The organism is Mesorhizobium sp. ES1-4 (assembly GCF_020164745.1).
Taxonomy (GTDB): Bacteria; Pseudomonadota; Alphaproteobacteria; order Rhizobiales; family Rhizobiaceae; genus Mesorhizobium.
This window is the reverse complement of the sequence record NZ_JAIUGV010000021.1, coordinates 1-17,077: the sequence shown is the minus strand read 5'-3', so window position 1 is coordinate 17,077 and position 17,077 is coordinate 1. Positions and strand designations below refer to the sequence as shown.

At 63.2% G+C, this 17,077-nt stretch carries 14 protein-coding genes, 1 other RNA gene and 2 pseudogenes; 7 read left to right on the top strand and 10 right to left on the bottom strand.

What is annotated here, in order from left to right:
* Positions 1-70: 70 nt before the first annotated feature.
* A complete protein-coding gene (locus LB556_RS28160) occupies positions 71-1,186 on the top strand; it encodes a cystathionine gamma-lyase (protein ID WP_224570843.1) in 1,116 nt (371 codons plus the stop codon).
* An 8-nt stretch (positions 1,187-1,194) separates the two neighbouring features.
* Here LB556_RS28160 and LB556_RS31760 read toward each other — a convergent pair whose 3' ends face one another.
* The 8 genes and pseudogenes from LB556_RS31760 to LB556_RS28125 form a co-directional block, all read right to left on the bottom strand.
* A complete protein-coding gene (locus LB556_RS31760; RefSeq protein ID WP_263485573.1) occupies positions 1,195-1,365 on the bottom strand; it encodes a type II toxin-antitoxin system RelE/ParE family toxin in 171 nt (56 codons plus the stop codon).
* 64 nt (positions 1,366-1,429) lie between these two features.
* Positions 1,430-1,498 (bottom strand): annotated as a pseudogene (locus LB556_RS32100) (type II toxin-antitoxin system RelE/ParE family toxin); the annotation flags it as partial.
* On the bottom strand, positions 1,495-1,770 hold the full coding sequence (locus LB556_RS28150; protein WP_224570841.1) for a type II toxin-antitoxin system ParD family antitoxin: 276 nt from the start codon (positions 1,768-1,770) through the stop codon (positions 1,495-1,497). The gene LB556_RS28150 and the pseudogene LB556_RS32100, both read right to left, overlap by 4 nt.
* A gap of 179 nt (positions 1,771-1,949) precedes the next feature.
* An RNA gene (rnpB, locus tag LB556_RS28145) (RNase P RNA component class A) lies at positions 1,950-2,349 on the bottom strand.
* A 65-nt stretch (positions 2,350-2,414) separates the two neighbouring features.
* The gene (locus LB556_RS28140; RefSeq protein WP_224570840.1) at positions 2,415-3,134 is read right to left on the bottom strand and encodes a lytic transglycosylase domain-containing protein; all 720 of its coding nucleotides are present in this window, start codon (positions 3,132-3,134) and stop codon (positions 2,415-2,417) included.
* A 212-nt stretch (positions 3,135-3,346) separates the two neighbouring features.
* A complete protein-coding gene (locus tag LB556_RS28135) occupies positions 3,347-4,102 on the bottom strand; it encodes an N-acetylmuramoyl-L-alanine amidase (RefSeq protein WP_224570839.1) in 756 nt (251 codons plus the stop codon).
* Positions 4,099-4,818 carry a J domain-containing protein gene (locus LB556_RS28130; RefSeq protein WP_224570838.1) on the bottom strand — a complete coding sequence of 240 codons (720 nt, stop codon included), beginning with the start codon at positions 4,816-4,818 and terminating at the stop codon, positions 4,099-4,101. Before LB556_RS28130 ends, LB556_RS28135 begins: the two co-directional genes overlap by 4 nt.
* Positions 4,819-4,981: 163 nt before the next feature.
* On the bottom strand, positions 4,982-5,188 hold the full coding sequence (locus LB556_RS28125) for a hypothetical protein (protein ID WP_224570837.1): 207 nt from the start codon (positions 5,186-5,188) through the stop codon (positions 4,982-4,984).
* 184 nt (positions 5,189-5,372) lie between these two features.
* Between LB556_RS28125 and LB556_RS28120 the strand changes: the two genes are divergently transcribed.
* The 3 genes from LB556_RS28120 to LB556_RS28110 are packed head-to-tail and all read left to right on the top strand — an operon-like array spanning position 5,373 to position 10,998.
* Positions 5,373-9,005, top strand: coding sequence for a hydantoinase B/oxoprolinase family protein (locus LB556_RS28120; protein ID WP_224570836.1), 3,633 nt, complete (start codon positions 5,373-5,375; stop codon positions 9,003-9,005).
* A 32-nt stretch (positions 9,006-9,037) separates the two neighbouring features.
* Positions 9,038-10,336 carry a DUF3419 family protein gene (locus LB556_RS28115; RefSeq protein ID WP_224570835.1) on the top strand — a complete coding sequence of 433 codons (1,299 nt, stop codon included), beginning with the start codon at positions 9,038-9,040 and terminating at the stop codon, positions 10,334-10,336.
* Positions 10,333-10,998 carry a class I SAM-dependent methyltransferase gene (locus LB556_RS28110; protein ID WP_224570834.1) on the top strand — a complete coding sequence of 222 codons (666 nt, stop codon included), beginning with the start codon at positions 10,333-10,335 and terminating at the stop codon, positions 10,996-10,998. The genes LB556_RS28115 and LB556_RS28110 overlap by 4 nt, the downstream gene beginning before the upstream one ends.
* A 3-nt stretch (positions 10,999-11,001) precedes the next feature.
* Here the strand turns inward: LB556_RS28110 and LB556_RS28105 are convergent, their stop codons facing one another.
* Entirely contained in the window at positions 11,002-12,381 is a 1,380-nt protein-coding gene (locus LB556_RS28105) for a serine hydrolase domain-containing protein (RefSeq protein WP_224570833.1), read from the bottom strand.
* A gap of 285 nt (positions 12,382-12,666) precedes the next feature.
* Between LB556_RS28105 and LB556_RS28100 the strand changes: the two genes are divergently transcribed.
* Together LB556_RS28100 and LB556_RS28095 are read left to right on the top strand one after the other, a co-directional pair.
* Positions 12,667-13,467, top strand: a complete 801-nt coding sequence (locus LB556_RS28100; protein WP_224570832.1) for a GH25 family lysozyme — start codon at positions 12,667-12,669, stop codon at positions 13,465-13,467.
* A 180-nt stretch (positions 13,468-13,647) separates the two neighbouring features.
* Positions 13,648-14,826, top strand: a complete 1,179-nt coding sequence (locus LB556_RS28095; RefSeq protein ID WP_224570831.1) for a lytic murein transglycosylase — start codon at positions 13,648-13,650, stop codon at positions 14,824-14,826.
* Between the two features lie 67 nt (positions 14,827-14,893).
* Here the strand turns inward: LB556_RS28095 and LB556_RS28090 are convergent, their stop codons facing one another.
* Positions 14,894-16,114 carry an alanine racemase gene (locus LB556_RS28090; RefSeq protein ID WP_224570830.1) on the bottom strand — a complete coding sequence of 407 codons (1,221 nt, stop codon included), beginning with the start codon at positions 16,112-16,114 and terminating at the stop codon, positions 14,894-14,896.
* 313 nt (positions 16,115-16,427) lie between these two features.
* Here LB556_RS28090 and LB556_RS28085 point away from each other — a divergent pair.
* Positions 16,428-17,003: pseudogene (locus tag LB556_RS28085) on the top strand (DMT family transporter); the annotation flags it as partial.
* Positions 17,004-17,077 lie beyond the last annotated feature (74 nt).

Below are 17,077 nucleotides of genomic sequence, written 5' to 3'. Positions count from 1 at the left end.
GGCTTGCCGCGGATCATCCCCGCGCATAGCGTCGACCGGCGTTTTCCGCGCACCAACAAGGATCGAACTCATGTCCGAGACGGCAAGGTCACGCGCCGCCGAACTTTCCCATTTGCGTAGCCGCGATTTCGCCAACGGCGATCCGATCCCCTTGCCGCTGACCATGGCCTCGATCTTTCACACGCCGGGCACCGAGACCGGATTCGATCAATATGGCCGCTACGACAACCCGACCTGGCGCGCCGTGGAACATGCGCTCGGCCATTTGGAAAATGCACAATGCCTGACCTTTCCCTCTGGTATGGGCGCAATTTCCTCGGTGTTTTTCGCACTCCTGAAATCAGGCGATCGCGTGCTCCTGCCCGCTGACGGCTACCATGCCACGCGCGCGATGGCCGAACGCTTCCTGAAGCCGCTCGGCATAGCCTGCGACACCAGGCCGACGCCGACTTTCCTTGACGGCGGCTTCGAAGGCTACAGGCTGGTCTTCGTCGAGACCCCCTCCAATCCGCGTCTGGACATATGCGACATTTCGGCCGTCGCCAAAGCTGTTCACGAGCAGGGCGCGATCCTTGTCGTCGACAACACGACAATGACGCCATTCGGTCAGCGTCCACTCGATTTCGGTGCGGACATCGTCGTCTCCGCCGACACCAAGGCCGTCAACGGTCACTCGGATGTGTTGTTCGGTCACGTCGCCAGTCGCGACACCGACATCATCGCCAAGGTGACGGATTGGCGCGGAATGGTCGGCGGCATTCCCGGGCCATTCGAAGCCTGGCTGGTGCATCGCGGCCTTGAAACACTGGAGGTGCGTTTCGACCGGATGTGCTCGTCGGCGGAAACGATCGCACACCGGCTAAGGGAACATCGCGCGGTGCGCGGACTGCGTTTTCCTGGCCTGAACGGCGACCCGTCCCACAATCTTGCCCGAGCCCAGATGGAGCGCTTCGGCTTCCTGATCTCCTTCGAACTCGCTTCAGAGCAGAAAGCCGAGGATTTCATCAACAATTGCAGCCTGATGCAGGCCGCGACCTCCTTCGGCGGCGTCCACACCTCCGCCGAGCGGCGTCTGAAGCGAGGTGACGCGGTGCCGGCTGGTTTCGTACGCCTGTCGGTCGGCTGTGAGCCCGTGGAAGAACTCTGGGAGGCGATCGAGGCCTCGCTGGACAGGATCAGCGGCTGACAGATCGATTACGAGCCGAGTTCATCGGCTTCGATGTTGCGACGACCATGCAGCACGCGAAGAATTTCGATCGCATCACCGCCGACCCGGTATAGGGTTAGATACTCGCCGACAATCAGGTGGCGGATACCCGGCGCTATGTCGTCGCGTGGCGCACCTGAGAAGGGATAAGTCGACAATTGCCGCCAATCTTGCCGCGAAGCGATCAAGCAGCCGATCGGCTGCTGCCTCGTTGTCGCGCGCAATATGAAGCCAGATCGCAACCAAATCCTCTTCTGCACGAGCGCTGCGGTCGACAGGCAGCAACTTCATGCCGCATCGTCAGATCGCAGACGCCTGCGGGCCTCCGCCTTGATTTCATCCATCGAAACAAACCGACCAGGCCCGCTGTCGATCCCCTCCTGCACCAGCTTGCGCAATTCCTCGACCGTGTAGCCCATCAGGTCGCGGCGGTCCTTCCATTGCCTCAGCGCGTCACGGATGACCTCGCTCGCAGAGGCATATTCTCCCGCCGCGACCACATCATCGACCGCCTGCGCCAGTTCCGGCGACAGCGTGATGCTGCGTTTGTCGACTTGACCCATGGTAGGCTCCCGATGATGAACCATGATGGTACGATTTAATCGTACCAGTTTCAAGGAACCCGGCGGAAAGCCCCTGTCTCCTGTGGTAGGGCAAAGCAGCGCCGCGCCCTTGAATCAGAGGCTGCACCCGAGGGCGCAACCTTCTGATATCGAAAGGTTAATGCTTGCTCCTTGAGAAAGCTGCCAGCTGGCCTGTAAGCCGGGTTTTGTATGGCCCTCGCGCCTTGCGGCGCGAGAACGTGGCGGCCATTCATCTTGGGCGCACGTTGCCATGCGCCTCACGCAACCTACCCGGACGGTGAGCCGGAAACAGCCCTCGAGGGTTTCCCCCCGCACCGTCCCTATTCGGTCTTGCTCCCGGTGGGGTTTACCGTGCCGCTCCTGTTGCCAGTCGCGCGGTGGGCTCTTACCCCACCCTTTCACCCTTACCCCGACAAAGTCGGGGCGGTTTGCTTTCTGTGGCACTTTCCCTGGGGTCGCCCCCGCCGGCCATTAACCGGCACCGTGTCTCCATGGAGCCCGGACTTTCCTCACCCGCGGCCTTTCGGCGTTTGCGGGTGCGGCCGCCCGGCCAGCTGGCAGGGCGTATAAAGGGGTTCACACCGCAAAACGCAACCGAAAAAGCCCGTGGTGACCGGTTCTTGTCAAGCCGGCGCGCCGACAGCCGCCAACTGGACCTTGACCTTGCTGCAGTAAGCCGCCGAAACCGGGTTCATCCGCGTGGCGCCATGGCCCGCATTGTATTTCAGGATCGTGCCGCAGGTCGTGCCGCCGCCGAGGTCGCGCGCCATGGCGAGATACTTCATACCGTATTTGATGTTGGTGTCGGGATCGAACAGGCCCTTGGCCGACCCGCTGTAACCCATCATCCGCGCGGTTGCCGGCTTGATCTGCATCAGGCCGATCTCGCCGGCGCCGCCGACCATGTTCGGCTGGAAATTGCTCTCGATCTTGATCACGGCGTGGGCCAGCGACACCGGAACCCCATAGCTGGCCGCGTAGCGGGCGACAATCGCGGAATACTGGCCGCCGCTCGCCACCGCCCCGGTCGCCACGGCGACATTCCTGGGATCGATCGACGCGGTCGTCGACATGTCCACGGTTTTGCGGCCGCGTTTCGGCTGCTTTTTGGCAGGGGATTTCCTGGCCTTGGCCCGGCTTGCCTTTTCCACTTTCGCGGAAGCCTGCTTGGTTGCCGCCTTCGCATTCCTTTTGCTTTTGGCCGAGATGGCCTTGCCTTTGGCGGACGTCGCGACGAGCCCCTGATCGGCTCGTGGGCTTAACGGCGCGGCGTCGGCCGCGCTGAAGGCAAAACTCATTACGCCGGCAGCAAGAGCTGCCGTTAAAACCGTCAATTTCTGCATGTGATCCTGTTTTGTTGGGACCACGCGAAGATTTTCACGTGGCATCGCTTGATCAATATCGGAACACCTGGGGGGCTGGACGTCCGACAAACTGTACGAACAGCCCTTTGAAGCCCGATTTGGCGTCAATGAAGGCGCCGCAAGTCACTTTCGGTGACAGGTTGTAACTTTAAGGATGGGAAGGATTACTTGGGTCGGTTCTTGACCTTGGGTCAATTCTTGACGGAAGCGAGCAGCTTCTGCAGCGTGCGCATCGTCGAGCCGTCGGCAAGCCCGTCGACCCGCCGCGGCCGGAAATGCCGTTGGAAGGCCTCGACAACGCTCCTGGTCCGATCGTCGAAAATGCCTGATATGTCGACACCATAACCATAGAGCGACAGCATCGACTGCAGTGTCTCGACATCGACACCGCGGTCGCCAGGCTTCAAGGCGGCTCCGCGCCTGACGGGAGCGGCTGGCACGAGATGGCCCACGCCGGCCTTGAACAGCGCGGCCCATGGAAACTTCTCGCCCGGATCGATCTTGCGACCGGGCGCCACGTCGGAATGCGCCAGCACCCGCTCGGCGGCGATCGCATGCCGCGCGGCAATACTTTTGCACAGCCCGATCACCGCATTGATCTGGCGCTGCGGAAAGCCGGGATAGCCCAGCGAATGGCCGGGGTTGACGATTTCAATGCCGACCGAGCAGGAATTGATGTCGGTGCGTCCGAACCAGGAACTCTGGCCGGCGTGCCAGGCGCGATCGCTTTCCCGGACCATCTGCACGATGTGGCCATTCTCATGGACAAGGTAGTGCGACGAGACGTCACTCGCCGGATCGCACAGCCAGGCTTCGGCCCCGGCACCGGTCGCCATGCCGGTATAGTGCAGCACGATCATGTCAGGCGTCAGCGTGTCACGCCTCGGCCCGAAATTCGGCGATACCCTGACCTCGGCGCTAGGCTCGTCGGGCAGGAAGCCGCTCATGCGTGCCGCAGGCCCCGTTCGATCATCTCGTAGGCGGCGTTGATCGCCGCGATCCGCGTCGTCGCGATCTTGATGAATTCCTGCGGCAACCCACGCGCGATCAACCGGTCCGGATGGTTGTCCGACACCAGCTTGCGATAGCGTTTCCTGACCTCCTCGAACGGCTGGCCGCGCTCGATGCCGAGCACGACATAAGGATCGCCGGCGCCAAGATTGACGTGCCGGGCCAAGATCGATTCGTAATGCGCTTCGTCGATGCGGAAGATCTCGGCGATACGGTGCAGGAACATACCTTCGCGCTCATGCACCAGCCCATCGGCCTTGGCGATGTGGAACAGGCCGTCGAGTATGTCTTCCAGCATCACGCAATTGGAGTGCCCGGAGCCGCACATCTGCGCCATGCGCTCGGCATAGATTTCGAAACCGGCCACGTCGCGCTGGGCGAGATCGAACAGCCGCGCAACATTGCGCGTCTCTTTCGGCGGCACCTCGAAGATTTCCTGGAAGGCGCGCACCTCATCCTGGGTGACGATGCCGTCGGCCTTGGCCATCTTGGCCGAAAGCGCGATCATCGCCACCGAGAAGGCGACGCGGCGACGCAGGTCGGCGTCGCCGGAGAAAACCGTACGTACAGCCTCAACCACGTCGGCTACGCCAGACGTGGTCGAAGACGAAACCCGCGTGATGAAGTCGCCGAGGCGGTCCCAAATCGACATGGCCAGCTTCATAAAGCCAACCGGTCCCCGCTATCAAGCCAATAACGGCCGCTCCCGGGCACGTGAACGAAAGGCGATTGCCGCTCCCAAGCCGGTCCCATCCCATAGGGAAGGCCGGCATGAAGCCGGCCTTCCTCGTAAGATGGTTACTGCTGCTTACAACCTACTGTGCGGGTGCAGGAGCGGGCGCTGCCGGAGCCGGCTCGGCGGGCTTGGTCGAATTATCGGCCGGGGCCGCAGGTTTCATCGGCTGCTCCGTAGCCGGCGGATTGGTGCTCTGCGTGGTGGTGTTGTCGGTGCCGCTGTCGCTGCAGGCCGCGACGCCCAGCAGGGCAAGGGCGGACAGGGAAGCAAGAACGAGCTTTTTCATAACATCTCTCCTTCAACAAACGCTCACGTTTCGGTGAACGCTCGAAAGAGAAATGCCCCGGGCGGGCATCGGTTTCGTAACGTTGCGTTTCCATCCGTAACATCGATGCTAACCAGGCGACATTGCTGCCGGCGCTTGGGCGCATTAACAACGACGCCGGAAACGGAATACCGGAGACAGACGCATGACCGCGAAATGGGATTTCTGGATCGATCGCGGCGGCACCTTCACCGATATCATCGGCTGTGACCCCCAAGGTGCACTGCATCCGCGCAAGCTTTTGTCGGAAAACCCGGAAGCCTATACCGATGCCGCCGTCCAGGGCATCCGCGGCCTGCTCGGTCTTGAAGCGGGCGCCGCCATCCCGTCCGATCTGATCGGCGACATCAAGATGGGAACCACGGTGGCCACCAACGCACTTCTGGAGCGCAAGGGCGACCGTGTGTTGTTGCTTATCACCAAGGGGTTTCGCGATGCGCTCAGGATCGCATATCAGGCGCGGCCCGACATCTTCGCCAAGGAGATCATTCTTCCCGAGCAGCTCTATGAGCGCGTTATCGAGGTCGACGAGCGCGTGCTCGCCGATGGCTGCGTCGAACGGCTGCTCGATATCGCCGCCTGCCGGCCGGCGATCGAGCAGGCGAAAGCCGACGGCATCGATGCTGTTGCAATCGTATTCATGCATGCCTGGAAATATCCCGATCACGAGAAGGCGGTGGCAAGGGTCTGCCGCAAGCTTGGTTTTGGCCAGGTCTCGGTCAGCCACGAGGTCTCGCCGCTGATCAAGCTGGTCGGCCGCGGCGACACCGCCGTGGTCGACGCCTATCTGTCGCCGATCCTGTCCCGCTATGTGCAAAGGGTGGCGGGAGAACTGGGTGCGGCGGGAGGCCACGACGAATCCCCTCGCCTGATGTTCATGATGTCCTCTGGCGGGCTCACCGCCGCCGACATGTTCCAGGGCAAGGACGCGCTGCTGTCGGGTCCGGCGGGCGGCGTCGTCGGCATGGTCGAGACGGCGAAGCTTGCCGGTTCCGACAAGGTCATCGGCTTCGACATGGGCGGCACGTCCACCGACGTCGCCCACTATGACGGTGAGTATGAACGTGCCTTCGACACCGAGGTCGCCGGCGTGCGCGTCCGCGCCCCCATGATGCGCATCCACACCGTCGCCGCCGGCGGCGGCTCGATCCTGCATTACGAGGCCGGCCGCTTCCGTGTCGGACCGGACTCCGCGGGCGCCAATCCGGGGCCCGCTGCCTACCGGCGCGGCGGCCCGCTGGCGGTTACCGACGCCAATGTCATGCTCGGCAAGCTGCAGCCCGATTTCTTCCCCTCGATCTTCGGCCCCGGCCAGGACGAGCCGCTCGACCTGGAATCGGTGCGCACAAAATTCGCGGCACTGGCCGCCGAGATCGGCGACGGCCGGCCGCCCGAAGCGGTCGCCGAAGGCTTCGTCACGATCGCGGTCGAGAACATGGCCAATGCGATCAAGAAAATTTCCGTGCAGCGAGGCTACGACGTCACCGAATATCTGCTGAACTGCTTCGGCGGCGCCGGCGGTCAGCACGCCTGCCTGGTCGCGGACGCACTCGGCATGGAGGCCGTGCTGATCCATCCCTTCTCGGGCCTGCTTTCGGCCTACGGCATCGGCCTAGCCTCGGTCTTTGCCTCACGCCAGCAGGCGCTGCTGAAGCCGCTCGCCGAGGAATCCAGAATGGAGATAGGCGGCCTCATCGCCACTTTGAAGAAAGCAGTGGTCGCGGAGCTGACGGCGCAAGGCATCGCCGAGAATACAATTGCCACCAGGCCGGTGCTGCATATCCGCTATGACGGCACCGACACGGCACTGCCGGTGAATTTCGAGACAGACTCGATCTTCCAGGCCAGGCGCGATTTCGAAATTGCGCACAAGGCGCAATTCGGCTTCGTCTATGACGACAAGCCGATGATCGTCGAAACGGTCGGCGTCGAAGGCAGCGAAATCGGCGAGAGCAGCGCCGAAGCCCATGCGCCCGCAGGATCTGCGAGGATTGAAGCTGGCGCTTCTGGAACGCGGCGCATCTACACCGAAGGACGGTGGCATGAAGCCGGCGTCCATCGTCGCGAAAACCTTCGCCCTTCCAATCTGGTCGCAGGTCCCGCTCTCATCATCGAACCGAACCAGACCATCGTCGTCGAACCAGGCTGGCAGGCCGAAATCACCACCCTCAACCACGTCGTCATACGCCGCACGGAAAGAAAGGCGCGCGCCGCCGCACTCGGCACGCAAGCCGATCCGGTGATGCTCGAGGTCTTCAACAACCTCTTCATGTCGATCGCTGAGCAAATGGGCGTGACGCTGCAGAACACCGCCTATTCCGTCAACATCAAGGAAAGGCTGGATTTTTCTTGCGCCGTCTTCGACCACACCGGGGCGCTGGTCGCCAATGCGCCGCATATGCCCGTGCATCTGGGATCGATGGATCGCTCGGTCGAAACCATCATCCGGCTGAACTCCGGCGACATTCACGCCGGCGACGTCTTTGCCTTGAACGCCCCCTATAATGGCGGCACGCATCTGCCTGACATCACGGTGGTGACGCCGGTGTTCGACGATGCACAGGAAAACATCCTCTTCTGGGCTGCCTCGCGCGGCCACCATGCCGATATCGGCGGCACCGCCCCCGGCTCTATGACGCCGCTCGCCACCACGGTCGACGAGGAGGGCGTCTTGTTCGACAATTTCCGCATCGTCGATCGCGGAAAATTCCGCGAGAAGGAGCTGCATACGCTGCTCACCGATCATCGTTATCCTGCCCGCAACCCGCACCAGAATATCGCCGACCTGAAGGCACAAATCGCCGCCAACGAGAAAGGCGTGGCGGAGCTGCGCAAGATGGTCGCGCATTTCGGCCTCGACGTCGTCGAGGCTTACATGGGCCATGTCCAGGACAACGCCGCCGAAAGCGTGCGCCGCGTGCTGGAGCGGCTGCCGGATACCTCCGACTATGAATATCCCACGGACACCGGCCAGGTGATCAAGGTCAAGATATCGGTCGACCGGCAAAAACGCGAGGCGACCGTCGACTTCACCGGCACGTCACCTGTCATGAAGAACAACTTCAACGCGCCTGAGCCGGTCGCCCGGGCCGCCGTGCTCTACGCCTTCCGCGTCATGGTCGAGGACATGATCCCGATGAATGCCGGCTGCCTCAGGCCGATCAACATCGTCATTCCCGATGGCTGCATGCTGAAGCCCGCCTACCCTGCCGCCGTCGTCGCCGGCAATGTCGAGACCTCGCAGCACGTCACCAACGCGTTGTTCGGCGCCATGGGCGCGATGGCCAACGCGCAAGGCACGATGAACAACCTGACTTTCGGCAACAAGACTTACCAGTATTACGAGACGATCTGTTCCGGCTCGCCGGCCGGCCACATGAATTCCGGCCGCGGCTTCGCCGGCACCTCTGGCGTCCACACCCACATGACCAATTCGCGCCTCACCGACCCGGAGGTGCTCGAACTGCGCTTCCCCGTGATGCTGGAGGATTTCCATATCCGCGAGGGTTCCGGCGGCAAGGGCAGATGGAATGCCGGCGACGGCACCAGACGCACCATCCGCTTCCTCGAGAAGATGGAATGCGCGATCCTGTCCTCGCATCGCAACCGCCCGCCGCAAGGTCTGGACGGCGGCGACGACGGCGAGGTCGGCTCGACCAAGGTGCGCCGCAACGATGGCACGGTGGACGTGCTGAAGGCTTGCGACCAGACCGTGCTCGACGCCGGCGAGGCCGTCATCGTGACGACGCCGACGCCAGGCGGGTTCGAGAAGCTGTAAAGAAGCCGTCAACAGGCTGTCACCGGCCTGTCATGACCCTGGGTTACCCGCTTGCGCCAAAGCAAATGGGGAATCACCTTGCCATGACGGACGTCTCCTCGGATCTGGTTTTTCGCCGCGGCAAGGAAGTCGGAAAAGCCGTCTACCAGAACCGGCCGCTTTCCAAAGCCGGCATCTCCGAGCGGCTGTTCGCGTTGCTGTTCTCCGGCCTCGTCTATCCGCAGATCTGGGAAGACCCCGACGTCGACATGGATGCGATGCAGCTTGGCCAGGGCCACCGCGTCGTCACCATCGCCTCGGGCGGCTGCAACATATTGGCCTATCTCACCCGCTCGCCGGCGCAAATCGACGCCGTCGACCTCAACGCCGCCCACATAGCGCTGAACCGCATGAAGCTGGAGGCGGTTCGCCATCTGCCTTCTCAGGGGGACCTGTTCCGGTTTTTCGGTGCGACTGACACAAGCCACAATTCCGAAGCCTACGACCGCTTTATCGCTCCGCATCTCGATCCCGTAAGCCGCCACTACTGGGAGCGCCGCAACTGGCGCGGCAACAGGCGCATCGGCGTTTTCGACCGCAATTTCTACCAGACCGGCCTGCTCGGTCTGTTCATCGCCATGGGCCACCGCACGGCGAAATTTTTCGGCGTCAATCCAGCCCGCATGATGGAAGCCAGGAATATCGGCGAACAGCGCCGCTTCTTCAATGAGGAACTGGCGCCGGTCTTCGACAAGAAGCTCCTGAAATGGGCGACCTCGCGAAAAGCCTCGCTGTTCGGTCTCGGCATCCCGCCGGCGCAGTATGATTCGCTGATCACCTCCGGCGACGGCACCATGGCCAGCGTGCTGAAGGCCCGCCTGGAAAAGCTCGCCTGCGATTTCCCCTTGGAAAACAATTATTTCGCCTGGCAAGCCTTTGCCCGCCGCTATCCCGAGCCTGGCGAGGCCGCTTTGCCCGCCTATCTGGAAAAGCGCAACTACGAAACCATCCGCGGCAACATCGACCGCGTCGCCATCCACCACGCCAACCTGATCGAATTCCTTGCGGGCAAGGATGCCGGCGCCGTCGACCGCTTCATCCTGCTCGACGCGCAGGACTGGATGACCGACGACCAGCTCAACGCGCTGTGGTCGGAGATCACCCGCACCGCCTCCACCGGGGCTCGCGTCATCTTCCGCACCGCCGCCGAGCCCAGCCTGCTGCCCGGGCGCGTCTCGACCTCGCTGCTCGACCAATGGGACTATCAGAACGAAGCGTCGCGCGAATTCTCGGCCCGCGACCGTTCCGCCATCTATGGCGGCTTCCACCTCTATGTGAAGCGCGCGGCATGAGCACAACGGAACTGCCGGCCAGCCACGCCGAACTGATGGACGGCGTCTACCGCTGGCAGCGCCACATCTACGACCTGACCCGCAAATACTACCTGCTCGGCCGCGACCGGCTGATCGCGGGGCTGGACGTGCCGCCGGGTGGCACGGTGCTGGAACTCGGCTGCGGCACCGGCCGCAACATCATCCTTGCTGCCCGCGCCTATCCCAACGCCCGGTTCTTCGGCCTCGATATTTCGGCCGAAATGCTGGAGACGGCCGGCACAGCTGTTGCCCGCGAAGGTCTCTCGGCCAAGGTCAGCCTGGCACGCGGCGATGCCACCGATTTCGATGCGAAGACACTTTTCCGCACAGAACGGTTCGACCGCGTCTTCGTGTCCTATTCGCTCTCGATGATTCCGGGCTGGGAAAAGACGGTGTCGGCGGCACTTGCGGCGCTTGCGCCAGGCGGTTCGCTGCACATCGTCGATTTCGGCCAGCAGGAAGGCCTGCCGCGCTGGTTTCGGGCCCTGCTGCGCGGCTGGCTGCGGAAATTCCACGTCACGCCGCGCGCGACCTTGCGCAACGTCCTGGATTCGGAATCCCAGCGTACCGGCGCAACCTTTCGTTTTCGCACGCTTTATCGTGGTTACGCGTGGCTAGCGGTGCTTGGTTCGGGCAAATAGCCCTTAGTGCAGCGCCTTAACCAGCGCCCCAACCATCGCTTGCGGGCGATAATTGAGCTTCGCCGGCGTCAACCCCAGCCGCACCACCACCAATTGCTCCGAGGGAATGATGGCGACCGTCTGCCCGTCATGTCCTTCCATCCAGTAGGTGTCCTTGGGCAGACCGGCGGCGACGCCTGCGCCGGGGTTTTCCTCGTCGCCCGGCGCCTCGATCCACAACTGGCCCTTGCCATAGACTTTCGAAGCCGGTGCCGGCTCGCGCATCCAGTCGACGAAGCCGGCCGGCAGCACCTGGTTGCCGTTCCACACCCCGCCTTGCAGCAGGAACTGGCCGAAACGTGCCCAGTCACGCGCCGTGGCGTAGAGATAGGACGAGCCGACGAAAGTGCCCTGCTCGTCGGTCTCTAAAACCGCACTGTGCATGCCGAGCGGCTCGAACAGTGCGGTGCGTGGCCACATCAATGCCTTGGCCTTGTCGCCGATCGCGTCCTGCCAGAGGCGCGACAGCATCACCGCCGTGCCGCTGGAATAGGAAAACACCTTGCCGACCTCGCCGCTGAGCGGCTTGGATTCGGCAAAACCCGCCATGTCGGGTTCGAGATAGAGCATGCGCGTGACATCGGCGACGTCGCCATAGTCCTCGTTGAACTCCAGGCCGCTCGACATCGCCATCATGTCGGCAAGGGTGATCGCGGCGCGGCCGTCGGCTTTCCAGGGCGCGAAAAGGCCCTTGTTGTCGACCGCCATCTTGCCGTCCTTGACCAGCGTGCCGATGATGGCGGCGTTGACCGTCTTGGTCATCGACCAGCCGAGCAACGGCGTCTTGGCCGAAAAGCCGTCACCATAGCGCTCCGCGACAACGCGACCGTTCTTGAGCACGACAATCGCGCGCATGCCGATGCCGGCCATGGCGTCATCCGCGACGATCTTCGTAACATCGGGGTTCTGAGAGGCATCGACCCGCTCGCCCCCGGGCCATAACGCATCCTGACTTGTCGCCGCGGGTCCGGCATGGACCGCCGTGCGCCGTGCCTTGCCGACATCGCCGTCAGGAACCGAGGCGCAGCCGAGCCCGTCGCGGGCAACCGCCTCGCTTTCGCCGAGGAAGCCGAGCAGCCCGGCCGAGACCGTCCCCCGGTTCTTGTCGACCGAGACCCGCATCAGCCGCAGCAGCGGGTGGCCGGGCGCCTGCACGTCGACGGCCAACACCTCGTTGGCGTCCCGCCCGGCGATGAAGACGTTGGAGCAGACGATCTTGGCCGAATAGCCCGAGCCGACGCGGATCAGTTCGGGCGGTGCGATGTAGAGCCAGGCAAACAGCGCTGCAACCGCCAGCACAACCAGGCCAAGCAGCCATTTGACGATCTTGACCACGATCCGCATCCGCTTCCTCCCAGGCTTTCGCCCGGCCCCTTATGTCATCGAATTGCCGCCATTGCTTCCGCAAAATCGGGGCTCTTGTCGAGCGCCGTCAACCGATTATCAACCATGATCGGCGATCACATGATGCATGTTGCCCAAAACTGCGCAGCGGCTTTGGGACAACGACATGCATGAAATCACTTATCAGGCGATGCTGTGGGGCGATCGCCTGGAGGGGCCAGACCAACTTCGGCCATCGGTGCACGACCCCATCAGCGACCGGCTGATTCCGGCCTGGAAGTTGCGATGCGCCGTCTTGCCGTCCTTTTCATGCTGACGCTGCTTGGCGCCTGCTCGACCGTGGACGATCTCTCGCCGCTGTCGCCGTCCGCTTCGGGCAGCCCGACGGTGCCCGTGCGCGCGCCGCGCTTTGCCGATTCCAAGCCACATGAATGGGACAGCGGCGCGCCCTGGAACTATGCCGTCCACGGCACCGACGTCTCCAAGTACCAGACCTCGGTAGACTGGCCGACGGCCAAGGCGAGCGGCATCTCCTTTGCCTTCATCAAGGCGACCGAAGGCGGCGACCGCTTCGATGAGTATTTCAGCGAGCACTGGGCACGCACAAGAGCTGCCGGTGTTCCCCGCGCAGCCTACCATTTCTTCTATTTCTGCACGCCCGCTGCCCAGCAGGCACGCTGGTTTATCCAGAACGTGCCTGTCGACCGCTCGGCCATGCCGCCGGTGCTAGACATGGAATGGAACCCGAAATCGCCGACCTGCCGCCTGCGCCCCGACCCGGCCACGGTACGCGCGGAAATGACCACCTTCCTCGAAATGGTCGAGCGGCATTACGGCAAGAAGCCGATCATCTACACCTCGGTCGATTTCTTCGACGACAACGAACTCTCGAGCTTCCGCGGCTATCCCTACTGGCTGCGCTCCGTTGCCGGCCACCCGCGCGAGAAATATGGCAGCCACCCCTTCACATTCTGGCAGTACACCGGAACCGGCATCGTTCCCGGCATGACCGGCAAGTCCGACATCAATGTCTTCAACGGCTCGGAAGCCGCATGGAACAAGTGGTTGCGGCAGAACACCCGTTGATACCATGGCAATGGCAGCGCAGCCACCTGGAACAGGGGCTGCGGCAGAAGACCGTTGACACCGGGCCCGCCGCCTGCTTTTCGACACAGCCAGCGGCAAAAGAGTGCAACCGCTGGTAACCCAAGGCGTTGGGCTTCCAGCCGGGCACGACAATGCCCTCTTCGTTTCGAAAGGAAGCCGATGCGACTGCGTTCCCAAGCCCTCGCGGCGCTGTTCCTGTGCGCCACGGCCTTGCCGGCGATGGCGCAGGAATGCGGCGGCGATTTCGAAACCTGGAAGCAGGGTGTCGCCGCCGAAGCCAAGGCGGCCGGTGTCGGCGCTGTCGGCCTCGACGCGCTGGAGGACGCCGACTTTGACCCGAGGGCCCTGGCGCGCGACCGCGCGCAGGGTGTCTTCACGCAAACCTTCATCCAATTTTCCAACCGCATGATCTCGGCCTACCGGCTGAAGCAAGGTGCGGCGAACATGAAGAAATACGCCGATATCTTCGCCCGCGCCGACCAGCAGTTTGGCGTCCAGGCGCCTGTCATCACCGCCTTTTGGGCGCTTGAAACGGATTTCGGCGCCGTGCAGGGCGATTTCCATACGCTGAGCGCACTGGTGACGCTGTCGCATGACTGCCGCCGCCCACAGCTCTTCCGCCAGCAACTGGTGCCGCTCCTGGAACTGATCGATCGCGGCGTGCTGCCGGCCGACGTCACCGGTGCCTGGGCCGGCGAGATCGGCCAGACGCAGATCCTGCCGTCCGACTATCTCGCGCGCGGCGTCGACGGCGACGGCGACGGCAAGATCGACCTGCGCGGCTCCGTGCCGGACGTGATCATGACCACGGGCAACAAGGTGCTGTCGCGCGGCTGGAAGCGCGACGAGCCCTGGATCCAGGAAGTGCGCGTGCCCGACGAGATGCCGTGGGACCAGACCGGCCGCAGCAACAAATTGCCGCTGACACAGTGGGCGCAGTGGGGTGTCACCAACCCGGACGGTTCGCCACTGGCTGACAAGGGCCTGAAAGCCGGCCTGGCGCTGCCCATGGGCCGCAAGGGCCCGGCCTTCCTCACCTACGACAATTTCGACGTCTATCTCGAATGGAACCAGTCCTTCACCTACGCGCTGACCGCGGCCAACCTCGCCGCGCGGCTCGCCGGCGCGCCACCGCTTGACCCGCGCAATCCTGAACCGGGCCTCAACAACGAGCAGATGAAGGCGCTGCAGACCAAGCTTGAGGCCAGGGGTTACGATGTCGGCACCGTCGACGGCATCCTGGGCACCAACACCCGCGAAGCCATCCGCAAGGAACAGATGCGGCTCGGCCTGCCGGTGGATGGTTGGCCGACGCCGGAGATGTTGGCGAAGCTGTGAAGAGAGCGAGTAGCGGAATATAGAATTCCCTGCTGACTACCGACTGCTCTCCACTGACTTCTTGTTCCTAGTCCGCCATCGTCTCCAGGCTGGCGAATCCCTGCGGCGCGTCGCCCTCGTCGAAGGGCGTCGTGATCTCGACGAATGTATCGGGATAAAAGCCGTTGAAGCGGGTCCTGAGCGACAGCGAGTAGGCGCCGATATGGCCGATCTCGATCCAGTCCCCGGTATCGACGGTTTCGGGAAGCCAGAACGGCCTGGACAGGATGTCGACGGAATCGCAGGTCGCGCCGCACACCTTGAACGGCACGATGGTGTTCTCGTCGCCATTGCGCGTGCGGATCGCGGGATCGGGAATGAAGCGGGCCGGCAGCGTGATCTTGCCGGTCCAGGAATCGGACAGCGACGCCCATATGCCGTCATTGATGTAGAGCCGCTTGCCCTTCCGCAGCAGCACCCGCACGATCAGCGACAGGCAGCGCGCCACGATCACCCTGCCCGGCTCCGCCACCAGCGGCATCTGGTCGAACTGGTATTCCTTCAGGTCGCCGGACAGCCGCGACATGATCTGGCCAAGCGACGGCATCTCGATCTGCTTGCGGTTCGGATCATGTCCGTATTCGGCCGGAAACCCGCCGCCGACGTCCAGCCCGGCAATGTCGAATGTCAGCCGGTTGCGCACCCAGTCGGCCGAGGCCAATGCCCGCTCATAGGTGTCGGGATCCTCGATCTGGCTGCCGACATGGAAACAGAGGCCGACCCTGTAGCCAGTGCGGTTCAGCCGCTCGGCGAGTTCGACCGCATAAGCCGGCCCGGCGCCGAATTTCTTCGACAGTTCATAGGCGGCGTGACCTTTGGTCTGCACCCGCACGAACACGCTGATCGCGCCCGGGTCGATATCCAGCGCCCGCACCACCCGGGTCAGCTTGGTGATCTCGTCCTCATGGTCGAGCGAGATGACACGGATGCCGTATTTCTCCAGCGCCAGCTTGATGTCCGACTGCGCCTTGACCGGGTGCATGTAGAGCATCTCGGCATCGGGCGAGACGGCGCGCACGGCGGCGAACTCGCCGGGTGAAGCGACATCGAAGGCGTTGACGCCGGCTTCGACCAGCGTCTTCAGCACGATCTGCTCGCCATTGGTCTTGACCGCATAGGCGGTCTTGCCGGGGAACATGCCCATGAACTGCCTAGCATCGGCCTTCAGCACCTGCGGGCGGAAGCAATAGACCGGATCGTCCGGGCGAAGCGCCAGTGCCGCCTCGCGGGCATTCTCGAATCGCTGCATGGACGAATCCTCGACTTCGGCTGCGCACAATTAATCCAAGCTAGCGGCTAGCGCATGACCCTGAAAGCCAATTTCGACTTTCGGAAAGGATCATCGCCAGGAATGAATTTTGCAGCGTCCTTTGCGCGTCTCTGGAAACGCGCGGTGCTGCATTGAAACAATTCTATGTCTCGCACCCCAAACGGTGCGGCAATAGCCTTTTGCCGGGAAGGCTGGCTGCCGGTCAGCTTTCGGGTGGCCCTTGTCGCCGATCCCGATATGGCTTCTGCCTGACTGGCCGGCATTCGAGCCGCCTTTGAGGAGGACGAATCACATGGCGATGGCAGCAACGGCACCGCGTGGACCGATGGCGCTCAAGGACTGGGCGCAACTGCTGCTGCTCGGCGCCATCTGGGGCGGCTCGTTCTTCTTCGCCCGCATCGCGGTTGCGGAGCTTCATCCGCTGGTGCTGGTGCTGTTCCGCGTCGCCATCGCCGCACTGGCACTCCAAATCTATCTCGGCCTGCGTGGTCCGTCCTTCCGCCTCGCTCTTCCCCACGCCGGCCTGCTCTTCCTGCTGGCGCTCACCAACAATGTCGTTCCCTTCTCGCTGATCTTCGCCGGACAGACGGAGCTTGGCGCCGGCGTTGCCTCGGTGCTCAACGCCACAACGCCGTTCTGGACGCTGATCCTCGCCAACACCCTGACATCGGATGAAAAGCTGTCGTGGAACAAGCTGGCCGGCATCGCGCTTGGCGTCGCCGGCACGGCCGTCATGATCGGCCCCGGCCTGCTTGCCGGCCTTGGCGGCCCGGCCTGGGCGAAGTTCGCACTGATCGGCGCCTCGCTATCCTATGGCGTTGCCCTGATGGTCGCCCGTCGCTTCAAGGGCATTCCCTCGCCGGTGCTAAAGCGTGTCGCGATTAATTGGCCTCATATCCGGCAGCTTTGAAGAAGTTTCTGCATTCGGCTGGCTCGAACAAA